This is a genomic window from Ralstonia sp. SA306 (assembly GCF_054792405.1).
This window is the reverse complement of sequence record NZ_CP096451.1, coordinates 1945376-1967807: the sequence shown is the minus strand read 5'-3', so window position 1 is coordinate 1967807 and position 22432 is coordinate 1945376. Positions and strand designations below refer to the sequence as shown.

Below are 22432 nucleotides of genomic sequence, written 5' to 3'. Positions count from 1 at the left end.
CGGGATTCGTATGACCCAAGCATTGAACAATCAGGTTGCTCTCGTTACCGGTGCTTCGCGCGGCATCGGCCGTGCCATTGCGCTGGAACTAGCGCGCCAAGGTGCGACGGTGATCGGTACGGCCACCTCGGAAGCCGGCGCGCAAGCCATCACCGCGTACTTTGCCGAGGCCGGCGTGAGGGGCTCGGGTGTGGTGCTCAACGTGAATGACGCCGCGCGCTGCGAGGCGGTCATCGACGAAACCATCAAGACGCACGGTGGCCTGAACATTCTCGTCAACAATGCAGGTATCACGCAGGACAACCTGGCGATGCGCATGAAGGACGACGAATGGGTGTCGGTCATCGATACGAACCTCTCCGCCGTGTTCCGCCTGTCGCGCGCCGTGTTGCGCCCGATGATGAAGGCGCGCGGTGGCCGCATCATCAACATCACCTCGGTCGTGGGCTCCGTCGGCAACCCGGGTCAGGCGAACTACGCCGCGGCCAAGGCCGGCGTGGAAGGCATGGCTCGCGCGCTGGCGCGTGAGATCGGTAGCCGGAACATCACGGTCAACTGCATTGCACCGGGCTTTATCGATACCGACATGACCAAGGTCCTGTCGGAAGAGCAACATACCGCGCTGAAGGCGCAAATTCCGTTGGGCCGCCTCGGTGCGCCTGAGGACATCGCCAGCGCGGTTGCCTTCCTGGCGTCACCGGCGGCGGGCTACATTACGGGCTCGACGCTGCACGTCAACGGCGGCATGTACATGGGATAAGGAAGCCGTCCCGGCGGCGGCTGCGCGGGCTTTGCACATGTGCAGAATCCTGCGCGATCGCTGATTTAACTGGCTTTTAGCATCATGTTGGGCGCAATTTTTGCATGGATTCCCGCGCGGTTTTTCACCGCGCAAACCTGCTAGAATGCGCGCACTTTTTGTCGAATACTTCCCTGGAGGGTTAAATGGACAACATCGACGCACGCGTTAAGAAGATCGTTGCTGAGCAACTCGGCGTGGCCGAGGCAGACATCAAGAACGAATCGTCGTTCGTGAACGATCTGGGCGCGGATTCGCTCGATACGGTTGAGCTGGTGATGGCTCTGGAAGACGAGTTCGGTATGGAAATTCCGGACGAAGAAGCCGAGAAAATCACCACGGTGCAGCAAGCCATCGATTACGCGACCGCCCACGTCAAGGCGTAAGCGTCAATCGATCTCTTGACATCGCGGGCCACAGAAAGGGCGGTTGTCCGGCTTGACCGGGTGGCGCGTTTTCTGTGGCCTTTGTCGCTGATACAGAGTTGCAGGAAAGCATAGTGAGCCGTCGTCGCGTAGTAGTAACCGGCCTGGGGCTGGTCTCTCCGGTAGGGAACTCGGTCGCCGAGGGGTGGGCCAATCTGGTCGCCGGCAAGTCCGGGATCGCCACCATCACCAAATTCGATCCGTCGAACCTGGCCGTGCATTTCGCTGGCGAGGTGAAGGGTTTCAACGCCGAGGATTACATCCCGGCGAAGGAAGCCCGCAACATGGATACCTTCATCCATTACGGCATCGCTGCCGGCGTGCAAGCGCTGAAGGACAGCGGGCTGGAAGTCACCGAAGCCAATGCAGAGCGCATCGGTGTACTGGTCGGTTCCGGTATCGGCGGTCTGCCGATGATCGAAGATACGCACCAGACCTACGTCGATCGCGGGCCGCGCCGGATTTCGCCGTTCTTTGTGCCGGGTTCGATCATCAACATGATCTCCGGCCATCTAAGCATCATGTTCGGCTTGAAAGGCCCGAACTTGGCAGCCGTCACGGCTTGCACGACTGGTCTGCACAGCATTGGTCTGGCTGCGCGCCTGATCCAGGCGGGCGATGCCGACGCGATGGTTGCGGGCGGTGCTGAATCGACCGTGTCGCCGCTGGGCATCGGTGGCTTTGCCGCCGCCCGCGCACTGTCCACGCGCAACGAGGATCCGGCCACCGCGTCGCGCCCCTGGGACAAGGACCGCGATGGCTTCGTCCTGGGCGAAGGTGCGGGCGTGATGGTGCTGGAAGAGTACGAGTCGGCCAAGGCGCGCGGCGCCAGGATCTACGCGGAAGTCGCAGGCTTCGGCATGAGCGGCGACGCATTCCACATGACGGCGCCGAACATGGACGGCCCGCGTCGTTGCATGCTCAACGCGCTGCGCGATGCCGGCATGAACGCAGATCAGATCCAGTACCTGAATGCGCACGGCACCTCCACGCCACTGGGCGACAAGAACGAGTCCGAAGCCATCAAGGCGGCTTTTGGCGATCATGCCAGCAAGGTCGTCGTGAACTCCACCAAGTCCATGACCGGCCACTTGTTGGGCGGCGCGGGCGGTCTGGAGTCGGTGTTCACGGTGCTGGCGCTGCACAATCAGGTGTCGCCGCCGACCATCAACATCTTCAACCAGGATCCCGAGTGCGATCTCGATTACTGCGCCAACACCGCGCGTGACATGAAGATCGACGTGGCCGTGAAGAACAACTTCGGCTTCGGCGGGACGAACGGTACGCTGGTGTTTAAGCGCCCGTAAGGCAGAGCGGCACGTAGCCTCACGGCGCGTGCTGCTTCGTTCTTGCCTTGGTTGTCCAGCACATTGTTTTTCCGGCGCTGTATCGGCGGTTGTGCGCGATCAGCCGATTCGGCATTGTCGCCCTTGTCTGCGCCGTTGTGTTCTGGGCGATCAAAACGTGGGGTGCCATGTTGCCGTCGGTGACTTGGGGCATCATCAGCGGGTTGACGATGGTTGCCTGCCTTCCTTTGATGGTGAACCGTTCGCCGCTTGCTATGGAACTGATGTGGCGCGCTCGTCTCAAAGAAGACGGAGAGCCCGGCCAAGCCGCGTGGCAGGTCCGATTGAAAGCACCAGAAGCTGTCCAAAATGCGGCTCTGTTATGGTCATGGGCGCTCGGTGAGCGCGTCTTGGTCCTGGGGGTCGCGCGGCGTGGGTGGTGTCCACAGATTTTTGTGCTGATGCCGCCGTGGTTTTCCGCCGGGACGCTACGTCGTATGCGAAGTCTGTTGCGCTTGGGGCCTCCGCGAGTGGTTTCCCAGGTGTCCGGTGTGTCGTAGGTAAAATACAACGTTTCCAAGTCACAAAAATTCAAGGCGATACACTGCAGGTGAAGAATCCGTGAGCGAACGCGAAGCCGACCAGATCCTCGTCGAGCGCGTCCAGCAAGGCGACAAGCGAGCGTTTGAACTGCTGGTGGTCAAGTATCACCGGAAGATCATCCGGCTCGTCTCGCGCCTGATCCGTGACCCGGCCGAAGTCGAGGATGTGGCACAGGATGCCTTTATCAAGGCCTACCGTGCGTTGCCCCAATTTCGGGGGGAATCCGCGTTCTATACGTGGCTGTATCGCATCGCCGTCAACACGGCCAAGAATTACCTGGCGACTCAGGGGCGGCGCCCGGAATCGTCCAGCGACATCGACACCGAAGAGGCTGAAACTTTTGCCGACGGTGAGCTACTAAGGGATATCAATACGCCGGACTCCATGCTGCACACCAAGCAGGTGGCCGAAACGGTCAACCGTGCAATGGAAGCGCTGCCCGAAGAATTGCGTACCGCAATCACGCTCCGGGAGATCGAGGGTCTGAGCTATGAGGAAATCGCTGAAGCGATGGAATGCCCGATCGGCACGGTCCGGTCCCGCATCTTCCGGGCGCGCGAGGCGATTGCCGAGAAATTGCGCCCCCTGCTGGGAACAGTGGAGGGCAAACGGTGGTAGCCAGCCGATATGACAAGCCGGCGGCCGCATGCGGCTGCAAACGGTGAAACCTCGGGAAGTCTTCTCTCGGATCGTTGATTGGACGTTGGAGTTTTTGGGGTCGGGAAATGGGTCAGGCTCAATTGCAAACGGCAGAAGCGGAGTTCGCACAACGCATCTCTGCCTTGATGGACGGTGAAGTCGCAGCGCACGAGGTGTCGTCTGCCGTGGAAGTCGCCAAGGATGGCGAGGGCGCAGCACATTGGCGCGAATATCAACTGATCGGCGACGTGCTCCGGTCGGAAGATCTGCTGAACACGCGTTCCTCTGAAGATTTCCTCAGCCGGTTCTCGGCCAAGCTCGACGCCGAGCCTCACTTGCTGGTGCCGGCAGTAGCGCAGCGTGCGAAAACCCAAGAGAGGCACCGCTTCCTGGTCAGTCCTGCTTGGGTCCGCCGGATCGTGCCTACGACCGCCGTGGCGGCGGCGGTGGCAGCTGTTAGCTGGGTTGTCGTGCCGCAACTGCGCGGTCCTGCCGATGGCGCTGACGGCTCCCCAGCATTGGTCGCCAAAGCGACGCAAGGTGCTGGCGCGCAGGCGCTGACCGTGGCGGCAACTGACAATACGCCGATGATCCGCGATGCCCGTCTGGACGAATACCTGAGTGCCCACCGGCAATCAGCGACCAACGGCATGGTGGTTCCCTATCTGCGTGCAGTGGCCAATGGGGTGGCGAACACCCAGGACTCCAATCAGGAATAATGCGGGCATCCATGTCGAAGGTGTGGCACCCCGTTGCCGGGGCAGGCGCCCGCAAGCTGCAGGCCGTTCGTCGGTCGGTTTTTCTCCTTCTGTGTGTTTCGGCGCTGGCAACAGCCGCCCAGCCGCAGCCCGATCCGATGCCGCGCAAGGAGGCCGCCTCCTGGCTGGCCAAAATCCATCGCGCAGCGCTTAAGCAGAACTATGTCGGTACGCTCACCTATCAGCGTGGCACCGGCATGCACTCCACCCGCATCCAGCATTACGCTGATCTCTTCAACAACGAATACGAGCGCGTCGAGGCGCTGGACGGCAAGCAGCGCGAAATGCTGCGCCAGAATGACGTCGTCCGGAACCTGATTTACGACGTCAAACTCGTTGTGACGGAGAAGCAGGAGCACAAGGACAGCTTCCCCGCACTGCTCGCCACCACCAATGGCGATGTGCTTGATCAGTACGACATGCGCCACCTGCCGACCGAGCGCGTCGCGGGCATGGATTGTGAAGTCTTCCAACTCGATCCGAAGGACGGCTACCGTTATGCCTACCGAATCTGGGCGGAGCGCAACAGTGGTTTGTTGATGCGCGCCCAGACTATCGGTGAAGACGGCAAGGTGCTTGAGCAGGTTGCCTTTTCGCAAGTAGAGTTGGGTGTGCCGTCGGAAAAGCAGAAGATCGTCACTGCGCTCAAGAACCTGAACGGCTGGAATCAGTACGAGATTGTGACCCAGCCGACTAACCTGGCCGAGCAAGGCTGGACGATCGGCAACCCTGTCAAGGGCTTCCAGAAGATCCGTGAGGTGCGCCGTCCGCTGGGCGACATTGCGCCAGCCGGCAAGAACAGTTCCGGTTTCGAGGTCCAGCAGGTCGTGTTTAGCGACGGGTTGGCAGGGCTGTCGCTCTTTATCGAGCCGGTATCGGAAAAGCGCACGCGCCGCGAAGGCTTCATCTCACAAGGCGCTACGCATGTGATGGTGCGACGTGTTGCCGATTTCTGGCTGACGGTCGTGGGCGAAGTCCCGTTTGCTACCATCAAGCAGTTTGGCGCAGCAGTCGACTACAAGCCGGTGTCCGCCAACGCGGCCAACAAGCCGGCCAGCGCGCCGTAATAGCCACAAGCCGGCATCTATCTTGGGTGCGCGACGTGGTCGCGCAGTGCCAATTCTCTATCTGTTCTTGTTCCGGGGAGCTTTCATGCGTACCGCTCGATCCGTTCACGCCTTGCGTCTGCTGTGCGTTGCCGCCGCTGTGGCGGTTGGGAGCGCGCTGGCGCCGGCCCACGCACAGAACGCCACGGGTAGCGTGGCCACGGGCACGTATGGTTTGCCTGATTTTGCCGATCTGGTCGAGAAGGTGAGCCCCGCTGTCGTCAACATCCGCACGACCGAAAAGGTCCGTATGCAGCAGGGTGGTCCGAACGATGACGACATGGCCGAGTTCTTCCGCCGCTTCTTCGGTGTACCGATGCCGGGCATGCCGGGGCAGGGCCAGAAGCGCCGCAACGCGCCGCCGCAACAGGAAGAGGAGCAGAGCCGCGGTGTCGGTTCCGGCTTCATCATTTCAGGCGACGGCTACATCCTGACCAACGCGCATGTGGTGGAAGGCGCGGAAACCATCTATGTCACGCTGATCGACAAGCGCGAGTACAAGGCCAAGCTGATCGGCCTGGACAAGCGTACCGACGTTGCGCTCGTCAAGGTCGAGGCGAGTGCTCTGCCTAGCCTGAAGCTCGGCGATTCTGACAAGGTGCGCGTAGGCGAGTGGGTGCTCGCAATCGGTTCCCCGTTTGGGCTGGACAATACGGTGACTGCAGGCATTGTGTCGGCCAAGGGGCGCGATACGGGCGACTACCTGCCGTTCATCCAATCCGACGTAGCCGTCAACCCCGGCAACTCGGGCGGCCCGTTGATCAACCTGCGCGGCGAGGTGATCGGCATCAACAACCAGATCTACAGCCAAAGCGGCGGCTACATGGGCATCTCGTTCTCGATTCCGATCGACGAGGCGATGCGTGTGGCTGAGCAGTTGAAGGCGACGGGGCGCGTGACACGCGGCCGCATCGGTGTGGCAATCGACAACGTGCCGAAGGATGCAGCGGAGTCGCTGGGTCTGGGCCGTGCGCGTGGCGCCTATGTTGGCAATGTCGAATCGGGCGGTCCGGCGGACAAGGCCGGCATCGAGGCCGGTGACATCGTCTTGAAGTACAACGGCCGCGATGTCGAGAGGGCGGGTGACCTGCAGCGCCAAGTCGGCGAAACCAAGCCGGGGGCGCGCGCTACCGTGCAGGTCTGGCGCAAGGGCGCAACGCGCGATCTGACCGTGACGGTCGCCGAGTTGCAGGCCGACACCAAGGTGGCGCAGCGCGCCAAGGGCGCGCAGCCTGATAACAGCCAGCAGGGTCCGGGCAAGCCGAATGCGCTGGGGCTGGTGGTGGCTGACTTGTCTGACGGCGCGCGTCGCGAGTTCAAGACCAAGAGTGGCGTTGAAGTGCAGGTCTCTGAAGGGCCGGCGGCGCGCGTCGGCATTCGACCGGGTGATCTCATTCTGCGCGTGGGCGATACCGACGTCTCCAACGCCAAGCAGTTCAACGAGGTGGTCGCCAAGCTCGACAAAAACCGCATGGTTGCCGTGTTTGTACGCCGTGGCGATGCGACCCAGGTGGTGACACTGCGCCCGAGCGCGGCCCGTTCGGGTAGCGGCCAGTGATCGAGCTGACGCTCTACGGACGCACGTACTGCCACTTGTGCGACGACATGAAGAACGCGCTGGAGCCGCTCCGGCGCGGTTTTTCTTTTGTGCTGCACGAAGTGGACGTCGACAGCGATCCGGCGCTGGAAGCGCGGTTTGACGAGTTGGTGCCCGTACTGATGACCGGGGGCCCGGCAGCCTCGCCCCAAGACGTGCGGGAGTTGTGTCACTACTTTCTCGATGTGCCTGCCGTGCAGGCATGGCTTGCAGCGCAGACGGCGCGCGCGCCTGACACAGCGCCCCTGCCGCAAAAAGAGGCGCGGGAAGCCCCCTGAAATCCGGTAAAATCGCCTGTTAGCGCCGATTTTTGCATTGCACGATTTCTGTGTCGCAAGTTCGGCTTGGAATCCAATACCTCCCGCCAGCGCAGCCAATGTGCGCCGGCCATGCCGGAACCGCCTCGCGCTCCCGGCAGACGCGCCCGGGATGGGCGCTTTTCGACGCATTCGATGGACAATATCCGCAATTTCTCGATCATCGCCCACATCGACCACGGCAAATCGACGCTGGCCGATCGCATCATCCAGTTGTGTGGCGGGCTCTCCGACCGCGAGATGGAAGCCCAAGTACTGGACTCGATGGACATCGAGAAGGAACGCGGCATTACCATCAAGGCGCAGACCGCCGCGTTGTCCTACAAAGCACGGGACGGCAAGGTCTATAACCTCAACCTGATCGACACCCCGGGACACGTCGACTTCAGCTACGAAGTCAGTCGCTCGCTATCCGCGTGCGAAGGTGCTCTGCTGGTGGTCGATGCTTCCCAAGGCGTGGAGGCGCAAACCGTTGCCAACTGTTACACCGCCATCGAGCTGGGTGTGGAAGTGGTGCCGGTGCTCAACAAAATCGACTTGCCTGCGGCCGATCCGGACAACGCGATCCAGGAAATCGAAGACGTGATCGGCATCGACGCGACAGACGCGACGCGCTGCTCCGCCAAGACCGGCGTAGGCGTGGCCGACGTACTGGAAGCGCTGATTGCCAAGGTGCCAGCGCCCAAGGGTGACCCGGCCGCGCCGCTGCAAGCGCTCATTATCGACTCGTGGTTCGACAACTATGTCGGTGTGGTGATGCTGGTGCGCGTGGTGAACGGCACGCTGCGCGCCAAAGATAAAATCCTGCTGATGGCAACCGGTGCGCAGCACTTGGTGGAACAGGTGGGCGTGTTCTCGCCGAAGTCGGTGCCGCGCGAATCGCTGTCCGCGGGGCAGGTGGGCTTTGTCATCGCCGGCATCAAGGAACTGAAGGCCGCCAAGGTGGGTGACACCATCACCCACGTTGCACCGCGCAAGGCCGAGGCGCCGCTGCCGGGCTTCAAGGAAGTCAAGCCGCAGGTGTTTGCCGGCCTGTATCCGGTGGAAGCCAACCAGTACGAAGCGCTGCGTGAATCGCTGGAAAAGCTCAAGCTCAACGACGCCTCGCTGCAGTACGAGCCGGAAGTGTCGCAGGCGCTGGGCTTCGGCTTCCGCTGTGGCTTCCTTGGTCTGTTGCACATGGAGATCGTGCAGGAGCGCCTGGAGCGCGAATTCGACATGGATCTGATCACCACCGCGCCGACGGTGGTCTATCAGGTGCAACTGCGCGACGGCACGATGATGCAGGTGGAAAACCCCGCCAAGATGCCCGCGGACCCGAGCAAGATCGAGGCGATTCTCGAACCGATCGTCACGGTCAATCTGTACATGCCGCAGGATTACGTGGGCGCCGTGATTACGTTGTGCGAGCAGAAGCGCGGCTCACAGATCAACATGAGCTACCACGGCCGCCAAGTTCAGCTGACGTATGAGATCCCGATGGGCGAGATCGTGCTGGACTTCTTCGACCGGCTGAAATCCGTTTCGCGCGGTTATGCGTCGATGGATTACGAGTTCAAGGAGTACCGCGTGTCGGACGTGGTCAAGGTCGACATCCTGATCAACGGCGACAAGGTCGATGCGCTGTCCATCATCGTCCACCGTTCAAACAGTACGTACCGTGGCCGTGAAGTGGCCGCCAAGATGCGCGAGATCATTCCGCGCCAGATGTACGACGTGGCAATCCAGGCAGCCATTGGCGCCAATGTGATCGCTCGCGAAAACGTCAAGGCGCTGCGCAAAAACGTGCTGGCCAAGTGCTATGGCGGTGATATCTCGCGCAAGAAGAAGCTTCTCGAAAAGCAGAAAGAGGGCAAGAAGCGCATGAAGCAGGTTGGTACCGTTGAAATTCCGCAAGAGGCCTTCCTGGCCATCCTGCGCGTCGAAGAAAAATAATCCAGACATCGCTCGGACGATCTCTCATCCATGAACTTCGCCCTGATTCTGTTTGTTCTCGTCGTCCTCACCGGTATTGCGTGGGTGGCTGACAAGCTCGTGTTCCAGCGCCAGCGTCAGGCGGCTGCGGCCGCGGCACTGGCTGAATTCGACGCGCGTGCGCAGGCGCAAGCGCAGTACGGCGGCGGTGGCGACATCGGTGCCGCGCGTCTGCAACTGGCTGAAGACAAGCTGCGCCAGCCCTGGTGGCTGGAGTACACGGCCAGTTTCTTCCCGGTCATCGCCGCAGTGTTCCTGCTGCGCTCGTTCGTGATCGAGCCGTTCAAGATTCCGTCGGGCTCGATGATTCCCACGCTGCAGATCGGTGATTTCATCCTCGTCAACAAGTACACGTATGGCATTCGTTTGCCCATCGTGAACAAGAAGATCGTCGAGTTGAATCAGCCGCAACGCGGCGACGTGATGGTCTTTCGCTATCCGAAAGACGAGTCGATGGACTACATCAAGCGCGTGATCGGCGTGCCCGGCGACGTGGTGAAGTACGACAACAAGCGCCTGACCGTGAATGGCCAACCGGCCACCTACGCACCGCAGTCCGATTACCTCGATGGCGAGCGCTTGACGTACTCGAAGCAGTATCAGGAGACGTTCGGCAACGTCACGCACAACATCCTGAACGACGCCGACCGCCCCGCTTATGTCTCCGGTCCGGACGATTTTCCGTTCCGCGAAAACTGCACTTACAATCAGACGGGTTTCACCTGCAAGGTACCTGCAGGTCACTATTTCATGATGGGCGATAATCGCGACAACAGTGCGGACTCCCGTTACTGGGGTTTCGTGCCGGACAAGAACATCGTCGGGAAAGCGTTCTTCATCTGGATGAACCTGGGTGACCTGAAGCGGATCGGTGCTTTCCATTGATCCGGTAAGTGATGCAAAAATCTCTTATTGAAACTCGGCAATTGCACAACGGGGGAAATGCAATGCGGATTCGTCAGGCCGGTCTGAAACGCCCGTCGCGCGGGATTACGATGTTCGGCATCCTGATCGGCATCATTGTGCTGATCACGTTTGTGCTGCCGGCTATTCGGTCCGTCCCAAGCCTGATGGAATATCAAGCCATCACGCGCGCCGTGAAGCAGGCGCGTGAACGTGCAAGCACGCGCGAAGAAGTGGCCAACGCCTTTGACAAGCAAGCCGCGATCGACGACATCACGTCGATCAAGGGTGAAGATCTGGAAGTGCTGGATGGCAGTGGTTCCATCCAGGCAGTGCGTTTCTCCTATAAGCGAGATATCCCGTTGTATGGCCCCATCGGTCTGGTGATCACCTATTCGGGGACCCAGCGTTGACATGAGTTTGGATGCACTACAGCAACGTCTTGGCTACCGCTTCAGCAAACCGGAGTTGCTGCAGCAGGCGCTCACCCATCGCAGCCACAGCGCGATGCACAACGAGCGCCTGGAATTTCTTGGCGATTCAATCCTGAATTGCGCCGTCGCCGACATGCTCTACGGCATGTTCGGCAAGTTGGATGAGGGCGATCTCTCGCGCGTGCGGGCCAATCTGGTCAAGCAGCAGGCGCTGTACGAGATTGCGCAGATGTTGCTGTTGCCCGATGCCCTACGTTTGGGCGAAGGTGAATTGAAGAGCGGTGGTTTCCGCCGGCCTTCGATCCTGGCTGATGCGCTCGAAGCGATTTTCGGGGCGGTGTTCCTCGACGGCGGCTTCGATGCTGCCCGCACCCTGATCCGCAAACTCTATATCCCGATCCTTGAACAGGTCGACCCGCGCACGCTCGGCAAGGACGCCAAGACGCTGTTGCAGGAGTACCTCCAAGGTCACAAGATTGCGTTGCCGCTGTACACGGTGGTTGCTACCCACGGCGCGGCGCATAATCAGCAGTTCGAGGTCGAGTGCTCGATCCCGAAGCTGGAGATTCGCGTCTCTGGCAGCGGGGCATCGCGGCGCGCGGCCGAGCAATCGGCGGCCAAGCTGGCCCTGGATGAAGCGCATCGCCTAGTGCCGCAGCTCGTCAAGCGCAGCCGCGCCGAGCGCACCGGCAAGACGCGCAAGCAGGCTACGCCGCCCGATCCGCAGTTGTCTCTCAGGTTGAAGGAATGATCAGATAAATGAGCGACACCCCATTGCAACCTCCGCAGCCAGAATCTGGTGTGCCGGAGGGGTTCCGCTGCGGCATGGTCGCCATTGTTGGGCGGCCGAACGTCGGCAAATCCACGCTGATGAATGCCCTGGTGGGCCAGAAAGTCAGCATCACATCGCGCAAGGCGCAGACCACGCGCCACCGCATCACTGGCATTCAGACGACCGATGACGCCCAGTTCGTCTTCGTCGATACGCCGGGCTTTCAGACACGCCACGCCACGGCGCTGAACCGCTCGCTGAACCGCGCAGTCACCTCCACGCTTACGTCGGTGGATGCCGTGTTGTTCGTGGTTGAAGCGGGCCGCTATGGCCAGGACGACGAGAAGGTGCTCTCGCTGCTGCCGCGCGAGACGCCCGTGATCCTGATTGTCAACAAGGTCGATCGGCTCGACGCGTACACGCGCGCCGAGATGGTCGCCGTGTTCCTGCAGGACATGGCACAGGTGTTTCCGTTTGCCGAAATCGTGCCGATGTCGGCCAAGAACCGCGACGACATCGACCGCTTGCTCGGCATCGTGCGCCCGTACCTGCCGGAAGGCGAACCGATGTACGACCCGGAAGCGCTGACCGATCGCAGCGAGCGCTTCCTGGCCGCAGAAATTGTTCGCGAGAAGGTCTTCCGCTGGACTGGCGACGAATTGCCGTATTCCAGCACCGTCATCGTCGACAAATTCGAGACCGAAGGCCGCCTGCGCCGCGTATTCGTGACCATCTTGGTTGACCGCGACGCGCACAAGGCGATGATCATTGGCGCGAAGGGTGCCAAGCTCAAGCAGATCTCCACTGAAGCCCGCATGGACATGGAAAAACTGTTCGACGGCAAGGTGTATCTGGAGGTCTGGATCAAGGTCAAGAGCGGTTGGGCCGACAACGAAGCCGGCCTGCGCGCCTACGGCTACGAGTAACCACTCAGCCGGGCCACTCTACACACGCTCGATGGCGGGACGATCCGATCCGATTCCGGACGAGGCCGCGGAATGGCTCGCCGAGGAAAGCGTAGCCGGCGCCGCGCCGCGCAAGAGCTTTCCTGCCGGGCGTTCCGAAACACGCGTTGCTGCGCAGCCGGCCTTCGTGCTGCACAGTTATCCGTATCGGGAAACCAGCCTCATCATCGACGTATTCACGCCGGACTATGGGCGCATGGCGCTGGTCGCCAAGGGGGCGAAGCGACCGCATTCGGCCCTGCGCGCGGTGCTGCAGACATTTCAGCCGCTGTCGCTTTCCTGGAGCGGGCGAGGTGATGTGCGCACGCTGACCCGTGCCGAGTGGGTCGGCGGCATGCTGCCGTTGGGCGGGGAGGGGCTGCTATCCGGTTTCTATCTGAACGAACTGCTCGTCAAGTTCGTCGCCCGCGAAGACGGCCACCCGGTACTGTTCTCACACTACGTCGAAACGCTCAACAAGCTTGCTCATGGTGAACCCGCGGCCTTCACGCTACGCGCGTTCGAACGTGTGCTGCTACGTGAGACTGGCTTCGCTGCACGGCTCGACCGCTGCATCGACGGTGAGCCGGTGCAAGCCGACGCCGAATATGTCTATCACCCGGAGCGCGGCATCCGACGGACGCTGCCGAGCGATCCATCGTCCTGGCCTGTTTTGCGGGGCCAGACGCTGATCGACATGGAACATGACGATTACGCGTCACGCCCAACGACCGCGCAGCAAAGCCGCAGCCTGATGCGTTTCCTGCTGCATTATCATTTGCACGGCACGCCGCTTTCGACGCGCCAGATCCTGATCGACTTGCAGAAACTATGATCTTTCATGCCTCGCCGGGAATCATCGACCTGGGCATCAACATCGACCACGTCGCCACGCTGCGCAACGCGCGCGGTACCACTTACCCGGACCCGATCGCCGCGGCGCTGTTGGCTGAAGAAGCCGGCGCCGACCTCATCACCCTGCATCTGCGCGAAGATCGTCGCCACATCAAGGACGCCGACGTACGCGCGCTGCGGCCGCAACTGCGCACGCGCATGAACCTGGAGTGCGCCGTCACGCAGGAGATGCTCGACATCGCGTGCGACATCGGCCCGCAGGATGTCTGCCTCGTGCCCGAGCGCCGCCAGGAAGTCACCACCGAAGGCGGCTTGGACGTGGTGGGTGGTTTCGCCAAGGTGCAAGCCGCTTGCAAGCAACTGGCCGATGCGGGCATCCGCGTGTCGCTGTTCATCGATCCGGATGCGGCACAGATCGAGGCGGCGGCCGCTGCCGGCGCGCCCATCATCGAATTACACACGGGCCGCTATGCCGAAGCTACGGACGACGCCGAGCTCCGGGCAGAGCTCGTTCGCATCGAAACCGCGGTGGAAGAAGGTATCCGCTGGGGCGTGCGCGTGAACGCAGGCCACGGCCTCCACTACACGAACGTGCAGCCGATTGCGGCCATCGCTGGCATTCACGAACTCAACATCGGCCACGCCGTCGTTGCGCACGCGGTGTTTGCCGGTTGGCAGAACGCGGTGCGCGAGATGAAGGCGATCATGGTCGCGGCGCGGCTGTCGTCCACCACGCCGGCGGCCGCACACCCGGGCGTGCCCGTATGAACGAACGCGCCGCCGCCGCGGCGTCCGGTGCGATTTACGGCATCGGCACCGACATCATCCAGATCGAGCGCGTCGAAGGCGTGATGCAGCGGACTAACGGCCGCTTTGCCGAAAAGGTGCTCGGGCCCGATGAGCTGCGTGTCTACCATGCCCGGAAGGCGCGCTCCGAGCGGCGTGGCCTTGCGTTCCTTGCCACGCGTTTTGCCGCCAAGGAAGCCGTGTCCAAGGCCATCGGCCTGGGAATGCGCTGGCCGATGACGTGGCGGGCGTTACAGACGCTGAACTTGCCATCCGGCCAACCTGTGGTGCGCTATAGCGGCGAACTGGCCGACTGGATCACGCAGCACGGCCTTCATATCCAGATCAGTGTGACGGACGAACGCGACTATGCAGTCGCCTTCGCCGTTGCCGAGTTGCAAACGAAATCCTCCGCATGACTCAAACCAAGAAGCAGAAGCACCCCGGCCCGATCGTTCTGGATGTTGCCGGCCTGGAACTCGGCCCCGACGATGTTCGACGCATTGCCCATCCGCTGACGGGCGGCGTGATCCTGTTTGCGCGCAACTTTGAATCGCGCGCGCAATTGACGGCGCTCACGCAGGCCATTCGCGCGATTCGCAGCGACGTGCTGATTTGCATCGACCACGAAGGCGGTCGCGTGCAGCGCGCCAAGACCGACGGTTTCACGCATCTACCCGCCATGGGCGCGCTGGGCAAGCTCTGGGACACCGACGTGCTGGCCGCGACGCGCGTTGCCACGGCTTGCGGCTACGTGCTGGCCGCCGAACTGCGCGCGTGCGATATCGACCTGAGCTTCACGCCCGTGCTCGATCTCGACTACGGTAGCAGCAGCGTGATCGGCGATCGCGCGTTCCATCGCGACCCGCGCGTGGTAACGATGCTGGCCAACCACCTGACACTGGGCCTGCGCCTAGCCGGCATGTCGAACTGCGGCAAGCATTTCCCCGGCCACGGCTACGTCCAGGCTGATTCGCACATCGCCGTGCCGGTGGACGAGCGCCCGCTGGAGGCTATCCTCGCTGACGACGCGCAGCCCTACGGGTGGATGGGAATCGGCCTGCAGTCAGTGATGCCGGCGCACGTGATTTACTCGGCGGTCGATCCGAATCCGGCGGGCTTCTCTCGCTTCTGGCTGCAGGACATGCTGCGCGCGCATTTCAACTTCGACGGCGTGATCTTCAGTGATGACCTGAGCATGGAAGGCGCGAGCGTTGCCGGCACGGTCGTCGATGGCGCACGAGCGGCGCTCACGGCCGGCTGCGACATGGTGCTGATCTGCAATGCGCCGGAAAAGGCCGATCAACTGCTCGGCGAGTTGGATGTGCCGATGGGCAAGGCGTCGCAGCGGCGCGTGCGGCGGTTGTTTGGTGGTCGCGCCGTGAAGGACTGGGCGAAGCTGCAGCAGCAATCGGCTTACAAGCAGGCGCTGCGTACGTTGCGCGAGGCGAAACTCATCAAGTAGCGTCCAAACGCCAAGAAGATTGATCGCAAAAGAAAAAGGCTCCCGAGGGAGCCTTTCTTCTTACTGCGACGCCAGCTTACTTGGCGCGGCTGCGGTACTCGTCGGTACGCGTGTCGATTTCGATCTTCTCGCCGATGTTGCAGAACAGCGGGACCATGATCGTGAATTCTTCATTGTCGTTGATGCGAGCCGCCTTCAGAACCTTGCCCGACGACGTGTCGCCCTTGACGGCCGGTTCGGTGTAGACGATTTCGCGGACAACCGTCGTCGGCAGTTCCACCGAGATGGCGTTCTCGTTGTAGAACGTCACTTCGACCTTCATGCCGTCTTGCAGGTAGTTCAGCGCGCTGCCCATGGCGGCCGGCTCAACGTTGTACTGTTCGTAGGTGACCGGGTCCATGAACACGTACATCGTGCCGTCGAAGTAGGAGTACTCGGCTTCCTTCTTCTCGAGGATGACTTGGTCCATCTTGTCGTCGGCGTTGAACACCGACTCGCCGCCTGCGCCCGTCAGCAGGTTCTTGTACTTCATCTTGACGACGGCGCCCGAACGGCCCGAACGGCTGTACTCGGTCTTGAGAACGACCATTGCGTCGTTGCCGATCATGAACACGTTGCCAGCGCGGAGTTCCTGCGCGATTTTCAAAGCCATTTCACATTTCCTGAGAGTAAGAGGGTTCGATGCGCGCCAAGCAACGAAGCACCGCGCGATACCCTCCGGGCCGCGCGAACCAGGTCAGAGCCGGGGGTCGCATACAGATCAGCCCGCTATTTTACCTGTTTTTGGCAAAATGCCACCAAATTCGCGGCGAGATCGCCTAGTTGCATCAAGCTTTGTTCCCAGGTGACGGCCCGTGCGCGCAGGCGCGCCGCCGTAGCTGCAAAGTGCGCCCAGTTGAGTGATGCGGGCGCACCATTCCAGGCGTGCCAGAAGGCGACGAGCGCCTTGGCGTCGGCCTCTGCCAGGGCGGTGGTATAGCGCGCCAGAAAGGCGTCCAGCTTCGTGAGGTGCACCTCGTCGCTTTGAGGATAGATGTGCCAGACAAAGGGCTTCAGCGCCCATTGGGCGCGCACGAATGAGTCTTCTCCGCGCACGAAATTGATGTCGCACGCCCAGAGCAGCGGGTCGTAGTGCTCCTGTGGCACGAACGGCACGACCGCCGCGCTCAGGTTGCCGCGCGTCCAGCGGGCGCCCGTCTTGGCGCCACGGGCGTCACCCAACAGCTCGGCGATCTGCTGGGCGGCCAAGCCTTCCGGGACTAGGCAAATCACCGGCTGGGGCGACGCCTCCCATTGAGCGACCAGCGTTGGCAGTGCCGGGTTGGCATAGGCGAACAGGCTCACGCGCAGGGCGTCAGGGCTGTCGCGCATCAGGTCGTCGACGCCAAGCCGGTGCCACAACGCCTGGTGGGCGGCGGGGCTCGCCTCGAACGTCTTGCGTTGGGCGCCCAGATGCGATTCCCGCAGGACGCCGCCGGTGTTGCGGGCGAAGCCGGGGAAAAAGAAGTGTTTGACGAGCGGCAGCCGCATATGTGGCGACTGCATCGCGTGATGCTCGGAGACCCAGTTCTCGGCGCTCAGGTATTCGAGGTTGATCCAAACCGGCGCCGATCCTTGGGATGCCCGCTCGGCCATGAGCTTCAGCATGGGCTCGGGGACGGCGCATGCGAAGGCGCCGATCACCACGTCGTGCAGCGCGGGGTGCGCGTCGGCAGCGAGCAGGCTGGCGGCCTGCGCATCGTCAACCCAGTGGCGAATGTCCACGCCCGAGACGCGCTGCGCATCGGCCTTTGCGTCAACAGTGGGGCAGATCTTTTCGAATGAGCGAAGGTCGTCGACCCACAGGCGGACGGTGTGCCCGTGCTCCTGCACAAGCTGGCGAGCCAGTCGCCAGCAGACGCCAATGTCGCCGTAGTTGTCGACGACGCGGCAGAAGAGATCCCAGGATGTGATGGTGCGCATGCAGGAAGGCTAGCCGGACAGCGAAGAAGATGGGCCGACATTGTAGTCGGCGGCTTGTTCTACACTGACGGCCTCTGATCCAGCGAACGCCATGTCGTCCGACCCCACGCAACCCCAGCCCTCCGAGACGCCCGAGAGCGTCAAGCCCAGCGCGCCTGCAAACGTGCCCGAGTTCGACGCTAAAGCGCACATCGCGCGCCTGCCGAACCTGCCGGGCGTGTATCGCTACTTTGATGCGCAGGGCAACGTGCTCTATGTGGGCAAGGCACGCGACCTCAAGAAGCGCGTGTCGAGCTACTTCAACAAAACGCTGCTTTCGCCGCGCATCGCGATGATGGTGGCGAAGATCGCGCGCATCGATACCACGGTCGTGCGCAGCGAGGCCGAAGCGCTGCTGCTCGAGAACAACCTCATCAAGGCGCTGGCGCCGCGCTACAACATCCTGTTTCGCGACGATAAGTCGTATCCGTATCTGAAGCTCACGCAGCACGCGTATCCGCGCATGGCGTATTACCGCGGCGCGACCGACCGCAGGCATCAGTATTTCGGCCCATTCCCGAGTGCGCATGCCGTGCGCGAGAGCATGCAGATTCTGCAGAAGGTGTTCCAACTCCGCACGTGCGAAGACACGGTCTTCAACAACCGCACGCGGCCGTGCCTGCTGCATCAGATCCATCGCTGCAGCGGCCCGTGTGTACAGGCGATCAGCGCAGAGGATTACGCACGCGACGTCGCCAACGCGGCCGGTTTCCTGCAAGGCCGTCAGGACGAAGTCATGCAGACGCTGCAGGACAAGATGCAGCGCTACGCCGAGTCGCTGGAGTTCGAGCAAGCCGCCATCGTGCGAGACCAGATCGGCGCATTGTCGACGGTGCTCAAGCAGCAGTCGGTGGAAGAAGTCGGCCATGCCAGCGACATCGACATCCTGGCGGTTGCCATCAAGGGCGGCCACGCCTGCGTGAACCTCGCGATGGTGCGCGGCGGGCGCCATCTGGGTGACAAGGCTTACTTCCCCACGCACGTGGAAGAGGGCGCCGCCATTGTCGGCGTGGATGTCGAAGCCGACGGTGAGGCTGCCGCAGAGATAGCACGCGATGCCGAACGCATGGCCAGCGACATCCTCGAAGCCTTCGTTGCGCAGCACTATCTCGATCAGTTTGTGCCGCCAGTGTTGGTGGTCAGTCATCAGATTCACGCAACCGAGTTGATCGACACGTTGGCCGAGCAGGCCGGGCGTCGCGTTTCGGTTGTGCGCCAGCCACAGGGCGGGCGCCGCGCGTGGCTGGAGATGGCGGAGAAGGGCGCCGAGCTGTCGCTGATGCGCCGGCTTTCCGAGCAAGGCAGCCAGCAGGCCCGCACACTCGCGCTGGCCGAGACCATCGGCATTGACCTCGAAGACCTGGCCGCGCTGCGCGTCGAGTGCTTCGACATCAGCCACACCGCCGGTGAGGCCACGCAAGCCTCGTGCGTGGTTTTCCACAGCCACGCCATGCAAAACAGCGAGTACCGCCGGTACAACATTCAGGACATCACCCCGGGCGACGACTACGCGGCCATGCGGCAAGTCCTCACACGCCGCTATCAAAAGATCGTCGAGCAGGCTGGCGAAGACACCCCGAACATGCCCGGCATTGTGCTGATCGACGGCGGCAAGGGGCAGGTGGAAGTCGCGCGCCAGGTCTTTGAGGAGCTGGGGCTGGATATTGGATTGCTCGTCGGCGTGGCCAAGGGAGAGGGGCGCAAGGTCGGCCTGGAAACGCTCATCTTCGCCGATGGCCGTCCGTCACTGGAGTTGGGGCAGGGCAGCGCCGCACTGATGCTCGTCGCGCAGATTCGCGACGAAGCGCACCGCTTTGCCATCACCGGCATGCGTGCCAAGCGGGCCAAGGCGCGCAATACGTCGCGGCTGGAAGAGATCGAAGGCATAGGCGCCAAGCGCCGGCAGCGTTTGCTGGCGCGCTTTGGTGGCCTGCGTGGCGTGATGGCCGCAAGCGTCGACGAACTCGCCACGGTGGAAGGTATCTCGCAGACTCTGGCCGAAGAAATCTACCGTCAGTTGCATTGATCGGCGACAATGCCCCATCTTGTCGCGTTGGTTTGCGCTTGCGCGGCGGTTGTCCTCTCGATTTGCCATGCCTTTCAACTTCCCGATCCTCCTGACCTGGTTGCGTGTGGCCATGATCCCGCTGGTGGTGGGCGTGTTCTACGTGCCGGACACCTGGATGGCACTGCCCGCCAAGAACCTGACGGCTGCGGTGTTCTTCATCGTTGCAAGCCTCACTGATTGGTTCGACGGCTTTCTTGCCCGCCGCTGGAACCAGACCTCTGCTTTCGGAGCCTTCCTCGATCCGGTGGCCGACAAGCTGATGGTGGCCGCCGCGCTGCTGGTGCTGCTGTCATTGGGCCGCGTGTCCGACGTCATCGCACTCGTCATCATTGGCCGTGAGATCACCATCTCTGCCCTGCGTGAGTGGATGGCGCAAATTGGCGCGTCGAAGAGCGTGGCCGTCAACTTCCTCGGCAAGCTGAAGACGACCTTCCAGATGATCGCGATTCCGTTGCTGCTGTTCGAGGGTCGCCTGTTCGGCATGATCGATGCGCAGGTGTGGGGCACGTGGCTGATTTACGTGGCGGCGGTGCTCACGCTGTGGTCGATGGCGTACTACATGAAGCTCGCCTGGCCACAGATTCGCGAGCGCGCAAAATGAGCCTGTAAAAACTCTTGCGCAAAACTGTTGACGAGGACGAGCTTTCTTTGCCATAATTTCGTTCTCGCGTTGCAGTGATGTGACGCAAACGGTCTGGCAGCACAAAGGTTGTACGGCAGTGCTGATAGCCAAAATGCGGGAATAGCTCAGTTGGTAGAGCGCAACCTTGCCAAGGTTGAGGTCGCGAGTTCGAGCCTCGTTTCCCGCTCCAGTTTGAAATGTGTGGCCGTGTTGATGTGATGGCACGGCGGCATAACCGGTTACGCGGGAATAGCTCAGTTGGTAGAGCGCAACCTTGCCAAGGTTGAGGTCGCGAGTTCGAGCCTCGTTTCCCGCTCCAATCCCGAAGGGAAGCCTTGCTTCCCTTTTTCTTTATCGGCACGGCAAGCACGCGGTTCTTCACGAATTGCTACAATGCGGTGCTGAGCCCCTGGCGGGGTAGCAAAGTGGTTATGCAGCGGCCTGCAAAGCCGTGTACGCCGGTTCGATTCCGGCCTCCGCCTCCAGAATGCAAGAAAAAAGCCCCGACTGGTTCGGGGCTTTTTGTTTTTGCACCGTGCGCGATGCGCGTGCTTCGGCTTAACGTCTCCGTCCTGCATTCCTCAGTTTGGACAGTGCGTCACCGCGGCGTTGGCGCAGAGCCAGACGGCATCGCCAGCCAATCCCCCCCCCTCGGTTAAGTGGTTGCATGAAAAAACTGGGTTGCCTAGACTCAAGTGGTTTTAATTTGAAACCATATGAGACAACCGATGCCCTCTGATTGCGTTGCCGAACATTCGTCGACCGAGCGTGCCGTTCCCTCCCCAGCGCTGCCCCGCGCGTGGGTTGTCATGCTGGCGCTTTGCGCAGCGGCTAGCGTATCGAATGTCTACTTTGCCCAGCCGTTGCTCGAACCATTGGCCCGTGAGTTCGCACTTAGCGATGCATGGGCGGGAGGCATCATCGGCGCGACACAAGCTGGCTGTGCACTTGCCCTGGCGCTCGTCGTGCCGCTGGGGGATCGCTGGCCGCGCAAGCCGCTGCTGTTGGTGCAGCTCGTCTTGCTCACGCTGGCGTTGCTCGCGGTGGCACTTGCAGAGGTACGCTGGTGGTTGTTGCTCGGCATGTTCTCCGTTGGTTTGCTTGGCACAGCGATGACGCAAGGACTGATCGCCTGCGCTGCCGCGTTGGCGCAATCGACAGAGCGCGGGCGTGTGGTTGGCGCGGTACAGGGTGGGGTCGTGATCGGTGTTTTGCTGGCGCGGGCCGTTGCTGGCTGGATCGCGGATGCCGCCGGCTGGCGTGCCGTCTATACGGTGTCAGCCGGCCTCTCGGCAGCGATGCTCTTTATGCTCTGGCGCTCGTTGCCCGCGCCGCCGACTGCGCTTTCGCCCATGAGATACGCCGCGCTCCTGCGCTCGATGTGGCAACTCTTGCTGACCGAACGTGTGTTGCAGGTACGCGGCCTGATCGGTTTGTTGATGTTCGCGGCGTTCAATGTGTTCTGGAGCGCGATGGCGATCGCTTTGAGCGCTCCTCCCTATGCGCTCTCACCGGCGGGCATCGGTGCATTCGGTTTGGTTGGAGCGATTGGTGCACTGGCTGCCGCGCGAGCCGGGCATCTGGCGGACCGTGGTTGGGCGCAGACGGCCACGGGCGTCGCGCTGGGTTTGTTGCTGCTCGCGTGGTGGCCGCTCGGTCTCGGATTGCAGCATCTGGCGTGGCTGATCGCCGGCTTGATCCTGTTGGACCTGGGTGGCCAAGCCGTGCACGTGCTGAATCAGAGTCTGATTTTCCGCTTGCAGCCGGAAGCGCACAGCCGGCTGGTTGGGGCGTACATGCTCTTTTACGCGGCAGGAAGCGGGCTGGGGGCGATGGCTTCGACTGCGGTGTATGCGTCGGCAGGGTGGTCGGGAGTGTGTGTCCTGGGGGCGGTGCTCAGCTTGGCGGCGCTTGCATTCTGGGCGGCGACCGCGGCTTGGACGCGCGGGCAAGCGCGCTAGCGGAAGGTTCGGCAACGAGGATCCCGGGCAGCGTATACCCGGTAGCCTCACCAGCCCGTGGGCCCGCTCCTGTACTTCCTGAGAACTCGCACCTTGTAATGGCGTGATAAAAAATGA

The 22432-nt window shown here is 62.0% G+C and carries 22 protein-coding genes and 3 tRNA genes; 23 read left to right on the top strand and 2 right to left on the bottom strand.

All coding sequences use genetic code 11. From position 1 onward, the window contains the following. The first annotated feature begins 10 nt into the window (after positions 1-10). From fabG to nagZ, 17 genes are all read left to right on the top strand, one after another. A complete protein-coding gene (gene fabG, locus M1D44_RS09430; RefSeq protein WP_316853353.1) occupies positions 11-760 on the top strand; it encodes a 3-oxoacyl-ACP reductase FabG in 750 nt (249 codons plus the stop codon). Between the two features lie 185 nt (positions 761-945). Then, positions 946-1185, top strand: coding sequence for an acyl carrier protein (gene acpP / locus M1D44_RS09425; protein WP_004635650.1), 240 nt, complete (start codon positions 946-948; stop codon positions 1183-1185). A 113-nt stretch (positions 1186-1298) separates the two neighbouring features. Next, entirely contained in the window at positions 1299-2531 is a 1233-nt protein-coding gene (fabF, locus tag M1D44_RS09420; RefSeq protein ID WP_112185271.1) for a beta-ketoacyl-ACP synthase II, read from the top strand. Positions 2532-3131: 600 nt separating this feature from the next. Beyond that, positions 3132-3731 (top strand): RNA polymerase sigma factor RpoE, encoded by a 600-nt coding sequence (gene rpoE / locus M1D44_RS09415; RefSeq protein ID WP_004635646.1) that lies wholly within the window; start codon positions 3132-3134, stop codon positions 3729-3731. 107 nt (positions 3732-3838) lie between these two features. Continuing rightward, a complete protein-coding gene (locus M1D44_RS09410; RefSeq protein ID WP_024976104.1) occupies positions 3839-4471 on the top strand; it encodes a sigma-E factor negative regulatory protein in 633 nt (210 codons plus the stop codon). 11 nt (positions 4472-4482) lie between these two features. Next, the gene (locus M1D44_RS09405) at positions 4483-5577 is read left to right on the top strand and encodes a MucB/RseB C-terminal domain-containing protein (RefSeq protein ID WP_024976103.1); all 1095 of its coding nucleotides are present in this window, start codon (positions 4483-4485) and stop codon (positions 5575-5577) included. 85 nt (positions 5578-5662) lie between these two features. Further along, positions 5663-7174, top strand: a complete 1512-nt coding sequence (locus M1D44_RS09400) for a DegQ family serine endoprotease (protein WP_316853354.1) — start codon at positions 5663-5665, stop codon at positions 7172-7174. After that, positions 7171-7491, top strand: coding sequence for a glutaredoxin family protein (locus M1D44_RS09395; RefSeq protein WP_024976101.1), 321 nt, complete (start codon positions 7171-7173; stop codon positions 7489-7491). The genes M1D44_RS09400 and M1D44_RS09395 overlap by 4 nt, the downstream gene beginning before the upstream one ends. A 174-nt stretch (positions 7492-7665) precedes the next feature. Beyond that, positions 7666-9465: a translation elongation factor 4 gene (lepA, locus tag M1D44_RS09390; protein WP_024976100.1), complete on the top strand. Its 1800-nt coding sequence runs from the start codon at positions 7666-7668 to the stop codon at positions 9463-9465. A gap of 30 nt (positions 9466-9495) precedes the next feature. Then, positions 9496-10389: a signal peptidase I gene (gene lepB / locus M1D44_RS09385; protein ID WP_316853355.1), complete on the top strand. Its 894-nt coding sequence runs from the start codon at positions 9496-9498 to the stop codon at positions 10387-10389. Between the two features lie 62 nt (positions 10390-10451). Continuing rightward, complete coding sequence (locus M1D44_RS09380; protein ID WP_024976098.1) at positions 10452-10820, top strand: DUF4845 domain-containing protein; 369 nt, start codon at positions 10452-10454, stop codon at positions 10818-10820. Between the two features lies 1 nt (position 10821). Next, positions 10822-11592 (top strand): ribonuclease III, encoded by a 771-nt coding sequence (rnc, locus tag M1D44_RS09375; protein ID WP_024976097.1) that lies wholly within the window; start codon positions 10822-10824, stop codon positions 11590-11592. Between the two features lie 8 nt (positions 11593-11600). Beyond that, complete coding sequence (gene era / locus M1D44_RS09370; protein WP_316853356.1) at positions 11601-12539, top strand: GTPase Era; 939 nt, start codon at positions 11601-11603, stop codon at positions 12537-12539. Positions 12540-12570: 31 nt separating this feature from the next. Then, the gene (gene recO, locus M1D44_RS09365) at positions 12571-13392 is read left to right on the top strand and encodes a DNA repair protein RecO (protein WP_112185268.1); all 822 of its coding nucleotides are present in this window, start codon (positions 12571-12573) and stop codon (positions 13390-13392) included. Further along, positions 13389-14180, top strand: a complete 792-nt coding sequence (gene pdxJ / locus M1D44_RS09360; RefSeq protein WP_316853357.1) for a pyridoxine 5'-phosphate synthase — start codon at positions 13389-13391, stop codon at positions 14178-14180. The genes recO and pdxJ overlap by 4 nt, the downstream gene beginning before the upstream one ends. Beyond that, positions 14177-14617, top strand: coding sequence for a holo-ACP synthase (gene acpS, locus M1D44_RS09355; RefSeq protein ID WP_316853358.1), 441 nt, complete (start codon positions 14177-14179; stop codon positions 14615-14617). Before pdxJ ends, acpS begins: the two co-directional genes overlap by 4 nt. After that, the gene (nagZ, locus tag M1D44_RS09350) at positions 14614-15663 is read left to right on the top strand and encodes a beta-N-acetylhexosaminidase (RefSeq protein ID WP_316853359.1); all 1050 of its coding nucleotides are present in this window, start codon (positions 14614-14616) and stop codon (positions 15661-15663) included. The genes acpS and nagZ overlap by 4 nt, the downstream gene beginning before the upstream one ends. Positions 15664-15739: 76 nt before the next feature. On the opposite strand, the gene efp is transcribed toward nagZ, so the two are convergent. Both efp and earP read right to left on the bottom strand, forming a co-directional pair. Continuing rightward, entirely contained in the window at positions 15740-16309 is a 570-nt protein-coding gene (gene efp / locus M1D44_RS09345; RefSeq protein ID WP_024542043.1) for an elongation factor P, read from the bottom strand. 122 nt (positions 16310-16431) lie between these two features. Then, entirely contained in the window at positions 16432-17625 is a 1194-nt protein-coding gene (gene earP / locus M1D44_RS09340; protein WP_024976093.1) for an elongation factor P maturation arginine rhamnosyltransferase EarP, read from the bottom strand. Between the two features lie 91 nt (positions 17626-17716). Between earP and uvrC the strand changes: the two genes are divergently transcribed. The 6 genes from uvrC (at position 17717) to M1D44_RS09310 (ending at position 22315) form a co-directional block, all read left to right on the top strand. Then, the gene (uvrC, locus tag M1D44_RS09335; RefSeq protein ID WP_024976092.1) at positions 17717-19690 is read left to right on the top strand and encodes an excinuclease ABC subunit UvrC; all 1974 of its coding nucleotides are present in this window, start codon (positions 17717-17719) and stop codon (positions 19688-19690) included. 67 nt (positions 19691-19757) lie between these two features. Then, positions 19758-20333: a CDP-diacylglycerol--glycerol-3-phosphate 3-phosphatidyltransferase gene (gene pgsA / locus M1D44_RS09330; protein WP_004635606.1), complete on the top strand. Its 576-nt coding sequence runs from the start codon at positions 19758-19760 to the stop codon at positions 20331-20333. A gap of 135 nt (positions 20334-20468) precedes the next feature. Continuing rightward, a tRNA-Gly gene (locus tag M1D44_RS09325) sits at positions 20469-20544 on the top strand. A 53-nt stretch (positions 20545-20597) separates the two neighbouring features. Further along, a tRNA-Gly gene (locus M1D44_RS09320) sits at positions 20598-20673 on the top strand. A gap of 92 nt (positions 20674-20765) precedes the next feature. Beyond that, positions 20766-20839, top strand: a tRNA-Cys gene (locus M1D44_RS09315). A gap of 243 nt (positions 20840-21082) precedes the next feature. Next, positions 21083-22315, top strand: a complete 1233-nt coding sequence (locus M1D44_RS09310) for an MFS transporter (RefSeq protein ID WP_428984656.1) — start codon at positions 21083-21085, stop codon at positions 22313-22315. The last annotated feature ends 117 nt before the right edge of the window (positions 22316-22432 follow it).